Source organism: Gottfriedia sp. NPDC056225 (assembly GCF_042267765.1).
Lineage (GTDB): Bacteria > Bacillota > Bacilli > Bacillales > Bacillaceae_G > Gottfriedia.
Genome location: NZ_JBHJTJ010000093.1, coordinates 1 through 7,096, shown reverse-complemented (window position 1 = coordinate 7,096; position 7,096 = coordinate 1). Strand labels below are relative to the sequence as shown.

Here is a 7,096-nt window from a genome sequence, read left to right as displayed (position 1 = left end):
ATATTTAATATCAATAATAATATAATAAAAAACAATAATGATTTATTGAAAAACGATAAGTCACATGTTAAAATCAACCTATCATTAATTTTGTGGAAAATTTAATTAACGAGGTGCTTTATGAAAAAAGCTACGACACTCTTTTTAAAAATAGCTGTTATTTTTATAGGAATCCCAGTTCTTGCATTGTGCGTATTTTTGGTGCCTAAATTCGCAAATTTTGCTGGAGATTTGTATCCAAATCTTACTTATATGAAATCGCTTGTTTTAATTGATATATACGCAGCAACGATCCCTTTTTACTTTGCTCTGTATCAAGCTTTTAAACTTTTAGGCTATATTGATAAAAGCCAAGCGTTCTCGGAATTATCGGTACAAGCCTTAAAAAAAATAAAATACTGTGCCATTACGATCTGTGGATTGTACCTGCTTGGTATGCCACTTTACTATTTGATGGCGAAAAAAATTGACCCACCTAGTGTCATGCCAATGGATTTTGTCATTATTTTCGCCTCTATGGTAATCGCAGTTTTTGCTGCAGTTCTTCAAAGACTTTTACAAGAAGCAATTAATATAAAATCGGAAAATGATTTAACGATCTGAGGTGACTATCATGGCGATTATCATAAATGTTGATGTGATGTTGGCAAAAAGGAAAATGAGCCTAACGGAACTTTCGGAGAGAGTGGGAATTACTATGGCGAATCTTTCCATATTGAAAAATGGGAAGGCAAAAGCTGTTCGCTTCTCAACATTAGAAGCGATCTGTAAGACTTTGGATTGTCAGCCGGGTGATATTTTGGAATATAAAAGTGAAGAAGACACTTAATAAAAACTGATAGGAACTTTCTTCAACCAGCGGAATTAGATAGTCAAATTAAGATGAAGGGATAGCTATTAAGCTGTCCCTTCTCTGCGTTTATAAATGATATTTACTGTTCAATTAGTCCCTTACCATATTAAGTTATTTAAAACCTGAATACAATTTATAACTATTTGTTTTTAACGTCCTTCCTACCATATCTCGTTTTGATAATATAGATTATTAAGGCGATGATTAGAGTTAAAATTGAAATAATATTTTCTATTTTTATATTATCTATAGTCATATAGAGTAAATTTACGATAATAATCAAAAAAAATAAAATCATTTTATACTTTCGAGCAATAATTCCCATGAATACAGCTCCTTTATTCCTTAAGTTACCTCATACTTATTCATTCTATTAACAGTTTAAGTAGTCCGGGTCTTTAATCAATTAATCTACAGAGTGGCTACATGATTATTTTTTCAGAGAAGTAATAACTGAAAAAAAATCACCAAATCAAAAATATATATTTCGTTTATATGAAACAAGTGGTGATGCAACAGTTGGCATTTGAAGAGTAGGAGAAGTCGAGAGTACGAAGGATAATAAAAGAAAAGTAATTTATCAATGTTATCCAAATGAAAATAATGAAATTAATTGGATTACAAATAACAAATTAATGGTTAATGAAAAACATTAAATGTGGAGAAGGATGTTTATAACTACAAAAGCATTTATATAATTTCTTCAAAGTGTTCTATACTAAGAATAAATAATTCACTTGTTATTCAACTAGATCATGCTCTAGTTGAATAACAAGTGACAATCTTTAATCTACTTTTTCTACCATTGATTGATAAATTTCCTTCAGTGACAACACTTTCCCTTTCTCATCTTTGTAAACGACATGTTCGCTTTGAAAGTGGACTGGGGAATCTAAACCCGCAGCTGCAGCTAATCGGAATAAACCTTCGCGCATTGAAATTAGATAATTTGCTGTTCGATATTTTTTTTCATCAATGACAAGGGCTTTTTGTAAATCGGGATCTGTTGTGGCCACACCGACTGGACATGCATTGGAGTGACATTTTAATGCTTGAATACAACCGACCGTAATCATAAACCCTCTTGCGATATTAACAAGGTCAGCCCCCATTGCTAATGCAATCGCTACTCGATCTGGCGAAAATAATTTTCCTGAAGCTATGATTTTAACTTGGTCACGTACACCATATTTTCTTAAAGCATGATCCAATAATGGTAATGCAGATTTAATTGGCAATCCTACACTGTCCGCCAGTTCTTGGTATGTTGCACCCGTCCCCCCTTCACCACCGTCTACAGTAATAAAGTCAGGGCTCTTCCCAGTATTTTTTATATGTTTTGCTAGTTCATCAGCTTCATCACTACTTCCAATAACCACTTTCATTCCTACTGGTTTTCCTGTTTGTTCTCGGATTTGTTCTATAAAGTCAAACAATGAAGGAAAATCTTGAAACTCTCTAAAACGATTAGGACTATCAATTGATTTATACGGTTCTACCATTCTTATTCTAGCAATTTCCTCTGTTACCTTCTCGCCATCAATATGACCACCACGTGCTTTAGCACCTTGAGCTAGTTTCAGTTCAAAAGCCTTTATTTCAGGAATTTTACTTTTTTCTATCAATGCATCCCAATTAAAATTCCCTTCTTTATCTCTAACTCCAAATAAACTTGGGCCAATTTGCATGATAATATCAACACCACCCTTTAGATGGTATTCCGACAAACCGCCCTCACCTGTATTCATCCATGTCCCCTTCGCAATTGCTAATCCCTCTGAGAGCGCAGTAATAGCATTTTCACCTAAGGAGCCATAACTCATAGCAGACATACCAATCTGACCTTTTACAATAAAAGGATACCTAGTGTTTTTACCGATCACAATTGCATCACTATCATCCAACAAATACGCAAGTGATTCATTCTGTTCTAATCGTTCTTCCTTCTGTGTAAATAAAGGCTCATTTATCAATAAATATCGGTTTGTTGTAACGTTTATTTCTTGGTCCATTTTTAATTCTTCTGACAGTTTTGGGAACATCGTATTTCTAATATAATATCCTTTTTCTTCAAAGTCTCTTTTAGACCCAAACCCAAGGACATCTCGTTTATATTTTGCTTTTTTGACAATATGCTCATATTCATCTCTAGAAAAAGGTTTACCTTCTAAGTCATTGTTAAATAAATACTGACGTAACTCCGGTCCAATAGTTTCTAAGAAGTACCTTACTCGTCCTATTACTGGGTAATTACGTAGTATTGGATGCTGCTTCTGTCTACGATCTATAAAAAATAAATATAGTGTACCTATTATTAAAATTAAAAGTACTAAGGCAGCAAATACGAATCCAAGGATAATTAAGCCATTTGTTATATTCAATTATAAATCCCCCTCGCAAAAGTTCCGTATCATTACTATCAAATTTATGCTAAATTAAAATACTTCATTCTAATTGTTAACAAATCTGTACTAGTTGAACATTCAATTTAAAAAAGATGAATTTTAAACTTAAAAATCATTATTCAATCATTCATCTTAAACTGTTAACTTTAAGGAGCTTTCTAGAAAAAGAAAGTTATATAACTCTCCTTAATCATTTTATACTTTACACATTTCCTTCCAATTTATACGATGCTCGCATAAACTTCCTAATCCATTAAGAAAACCACCTAAAATAGGTGGCTTTAAATATACTTCCGATGAATATTCTTCCCGTCATAACTAAACAAAACAGACTTACCCTCAATATTAGTCTCTAAATGAACCCCTCTACCCCACAACTGATGAATATAAAGCATTACCTTCTCAACATACTTCACATCAAGTTCCATATTTTCATAGGAGTGCTTTAAATAAAGCTCCCCATTTTTTAAATAATCGCCCTCTTGACGCCCGCGTTTAGTTTTGCGTATTCGATTGCTTCGTTTGATTCTAGGTTCAGTTCGCGCATGATGCGGTTGTGCCATTAACTTGCACAGCCTTGTTTCTTTTAAAGATCTTCTTTTTTAAGATTCTTCTATTCCTTATTCAACATAATGGCAGTTTAATTGAATTAGAAATGTTAGAATGAAGATATAATCATAATTGGTATGAGGAGAATGAAATGCTTAAAAAAATGAAAGATTGGGCGAAGAAATTAAAGAGACAAATATTTGTTCTTTACTTTGCTTGTAAAGATGAAAGAGTCCCTTGGTATGCGAAAGTATTTACAGCTTGTGTTGTAGCGTATGCATTTAGTCCGATTGATCTAATTCCTGATTTTATACCGATTTTGGGCTACTTAGATGATGTGATTCTCATTCCGTTAGGGATAATGCTTGCATTAAAGATGATCCCAAAGAATGTAATAGCTGACTGCGAAGTGAAGGCAGAAGAAATGATGAAAAACGGTAAGCCAAAGAACTGGATTGTCGGTTCAATTATCGTATTGATCTGGGGCATAATTTTAATATGGGGTAGTTTGATTATTTATCGTTTATTGAACTAAACGCATGCGTTAGTTGTACAACAAGAGTTGCTTCGGCATTTCTTTTTTGTTCAACTAAATGGCAGTATAGTGCAATAATCATAATTAGGTTTTATACTTATAAATGGGAAATTTCTCAAATAAAAAGGTGATGAAAAATGATTAGTGTAATAACATTTTTTACTATATTAGGATTAATATTTTGCATTATAAAATCAATTAAAAAAGGTGTATTATCGTTGGTTTTAATTGTCCTATTATTTGGAACAATTTTCGGTTATTTTGGTTTACCTACAATACTACACTATTTTTTCTTATTAAACTAACTCATGCATTACTTGAACAACCTTTAAGCTGCTAGGTTCGTTTTTTCTTATGCAATCAAATGATAAAGGTGCTACCAATCAACGGTAACACCTTGTCTATCAGTTGCCTTTTATATATTTTACTAATTCAACTTTTATATCATTGATTTCATTAGTTTTAATGTGATGTGCATCTCCACCAACATTTGGTGCATCTATTTTTAGGGTTACTGAATCTCTTTTTGGATTTTCACTAGGATCACCAACCAGAATGGACAATTCTACTTGAAACCAACCTTCCCATTTATCTTTACCTTTGATTGATAAAGCTTTTTCCATAATTGCAACATCATAAAACCTCAAAGGATTCACAACCATCTGTTTCCCATACTGTTGGCTAACGATTTTATCTAATTTTGGTTTAATTATAGCTAATAAAATATCTTCTGTTGTGTAATAAGCTTGTACTCTTTCGGGTTTATACTCTTTTGCATTAACAAGATTACCATTTAAAAACGTAATCATTGATACAAAAAATATCATAATTAACTTTTTCAGTTAAATCACCTCTTATATTTAGTTATGAAGTAGTTTTCCGAAGAAGTGAAAGTTTATTCATAACATAGAAATCCCTCATTTTCTTATTCAAGTAAATGGCAGTTTAGTTACATAAGAAAAGGATAGATTTATTGCTAAACTTTATTAGAAATGAATATATAATAATGAGATAATAGGGAACAAATTATCTTAAAGTAGGTGTTCAAGTGAATAAAGAAATAAAAAAATACGAAGTAATGAATTTATTAATTGGTGCATGTCCTTCTTATAAAATAAGATGGGAAGAATACCTTAAAGATAATTATGAAGAAAACGAAGAGCCATTACTATATAGTGATTTATCTGATTTTGCTCGCCATTTGGCTGAATTACATGAAAATGGACAAAACGAAGAATTCTTTGATATTTTTGAAGTAGTTGAAAAATTACATTTAGATGGAGACGAATTTGTAAAAGAAGCTACAACAATAGGCTTACTCGAAGATATCCAACATCAAGTAATTAATCTTGAAGGACTTAAGAAGTACCTGCATCCTGAAACATTAAGATGGTGGAATAATCTTGATGATTTTTGTAGTAGAAAACGACCATATGTAGGTGACCCGCCTGTAAAGTTCGTTTCACCTAATCAGAAAAAAATTGCGCATATTTTCAATCGAAGTAATGGTGATACCTTTAAGTATGAATTATATATTTTAGATAAAGACAAAACATTATCAGACTCTTCAATAGTTTGCTTTGCGTCAAATCATCTTTTTGAGGTCGCATGGTTAAACGGAAAGACATTACAAGTCAGGTATGCAAGAAATGCGCAAAACGTTGTTATGAAAAAACGGATAAATGATATCAAAATTCAGTATACGATTAAATAATTTAAGAGAACTGTATTTATTTAACAAGCTGGGTTTCTTATTGAACTAACTGATGCGATTGTTTAATAAGACGAGACTTAATACTTATTTTTTACATAGAGAGGTAACTTATTTGAGAAACAGAGGTTCTGCAATAATAATTGAAAATCAAAAAGTTGTTTTGATTAAAAGAAATAGAAATAAATGTGTTTATTATGTATTTCCAGGTGGAGGAATTGAAGAAGGAGAAACACCTGAACAAACAACCCAAAGAGAAGCATTTGAAGAATTAGGAGTTAAGATTAATGTAAAAGAATGCATAGATAAGGTTGAATATAATGGTATCCAATATTTTTTCTTATCTGAAATAATTGAAGGAGAAGTTGGTTCTGGTAAGGGTGAAGAATATACCGATTTAAATAGAGATAGAGGGACGTATCAACCAATATGGATGGATATAAAACAGCTTTCTTTGTTCGATGTCAGACCTAAAGAAGTAGCAGATACAATTCAAACGTTATGCAACTAACTGATGCGATAGTTCAATAAAATTTAACACGTAGGAGCTGATCATAAGTCAGTTCCTATTTGAGTATTTGGCAGGATAGTTGAATAACTTTTCGAAAGAAAGAGATAATAAGTTTATAACCTTGTAATACGATGTACTAAAGTGAAGCGATGTTTAATACATATAGAATGAAGTGAGGTGATGTGATGTTATGGATAAAGAAATCATGAAAGGCAGTATTGATATTTTACTACTCTCGCTTATGAACACTAAGGAAATGTATGGATATGAAATTGTAAAAACATTGAAAGAAAATAGTAACGAACTTTATAACATGAGCGAGGGAACCCTGTATCCAGCATTAAAAAGATTGGAAAATAAAAGTTGGCTTCAATCATATTGGGGGGATTCAGACGGAGGTGGGAGACGAAAATATTACAAAATTACCGAAAATGGGGAAAAAGAATTAAATAGAAAAATATTAGAATGGAATCAAATTAACAATTTAATAAAAGTTTGTTTGGAGGGAATGGCTTGGATAAAACCATTGAAA

8 protein-coding genes and 2 pseudogenes are annotated in these 7,096 nt (G+C 31.8%); 7 read left to right on the top strand and 3 right to left on the bottom strand.

The features are described from left to right. Positions 1 to 120: 120 nt before the first annotated feature. The 3 genes and pseudogenes from ACFCYN_RS24615 to ACFCYN_RS25545 all read left to right on the top strand — a co-directional run. Positions 121 to 603, top strand: coding sequence for a DUF2975 domain-containing protein (locus tag ACFCYN_RS24615; RefSeq protein ID WP_172445877.1), 483 nt, complete (start codon positions 121 to 123; stop codon positions 601 to 603). A 10-nt stretch (positions 604 to 613) separates the two neighbouring features. Further along, entirely contained in the window at positions 614 to 829 is a 216-nt protein-coding gene (locus ACFCYN_RS24610) for a helix-turn-helix domain-containing protein (RefSeq protein WP_098116970.1), read from the top strand. A gap of 572 nt (positions 830 to 1,401) precedes the next feature. Then, positions 1,402 to 1,509: pseudogene (locus ACFCYN_RS25545) on the top strand (hypothetical protein); the annotation flags it as partial. Between the two features lie 129 nt (positions 1,510 to 1,638). On the opposite strand, the gene ACFCYN_RS24605 reads toward ACFCYN_RS25545, so the two are convergent. Both ACFCYN_RS24605 and ACFCYN_RS24600 read right to left on the bottom strand, forming a co-directional pair. Beyond that, positions 1,639 to 3,234, bottom strand: coding sequence for an FMN-binding glutamate synthase family protein (locus ACFCYN_RS24605; protein ID WP_375952615.1), 1,596 nt, complete (start codon positions 3,232 to 3,234; stop codon positions 1,639 to 1,641). A 305-nt stretch (positions 3,235 to 3,539) separates the two neighbouring features. Next, positions 3,540 to 3,743 (bottom strand): annotated as a pseudogene (locus tag ACFCYN_RS24600) (stage V sporulation protein R); the annotation flags it as partial. A 215-nt stretch (positions 3,744 to 3,958) separates the two neighbouring features. On the opposite strand from ACFCYN_RS24600, the gene ACFCYN_RS24595 reads away from it, so the two are divergent. Further along, the gene (locus ACFCYN_RS24595) at positions 3,959 to 4,342 is read left to right on the top strand and encodes a YkvA family protein (RefSeq protein WP_172445879.1); all 384 of its coding nucleotides are present in this window, start codon (positions 3,959 to 3,961) and stop codon (positions 4,340 to 4,342) included. Positions 4,343 to 4,746: 404 nt separating this feature from the next. Here the strand turns inward: ACFCYN_RS24595 and ACFCYN_RS24590 are convergent, their stop codons facing one another. Beyond that, on the bottom strand, positions 4,747 to 5,151 hold the full coding sequence (locus ACFCYN_RS24590) for a DUF3888 domain-containing protein (RefSeq protein ID WP_375952611.1): 405 nt from the start codon (positions 5,149 to 5,151) through the stop codon (positions 4,747 to 4,749). Positions 5,152 to 5,390: 239 nt separating this feature from the next. Here ACFCYN_RS24590 and ACFCYN_RS24585 point away from each other — a divergent pair, with 239 nt between their 5' ends. The 3 genes from ACFCYN_RS24585 to ACFCYN_RS24575 form a co-directional block, all read left to right on the top strand. Then, complete coding sequence (locus ACFCYN_RS24585; RefSeq protein ID WP_375952608.1) at positions 5,391 to 6,056, top strand: DUF7674 family protein; 666 nt, start codon at positions 5,391 to 5,393, stop codon at positions 6,054 to 6,056. 112 nt (positions 6,057 to 6,168) lie between these two features. Further along, on the top strand, positions 6,169 to 6,564 hold the full coding sequence (locus tag ACFCYN_RS24580) for an NUDIX hydrolase (protein ID WP_375952605.1): 396 nt from the start codon (positions 6,169 to 6,171) through the stop codon (positions 6,562 to 6,564). Between the two features lie 190 nt (positions 6,565 to 6,754). Continuing rightward, a partial coding sequence (locus ACFCYN_RS24575) for a PadR family transcriptional regulator (protein WP_375952602.1) occupies positions 6,755 to 7,096 on the top strand: 342 nt, incomplete at its 3' end.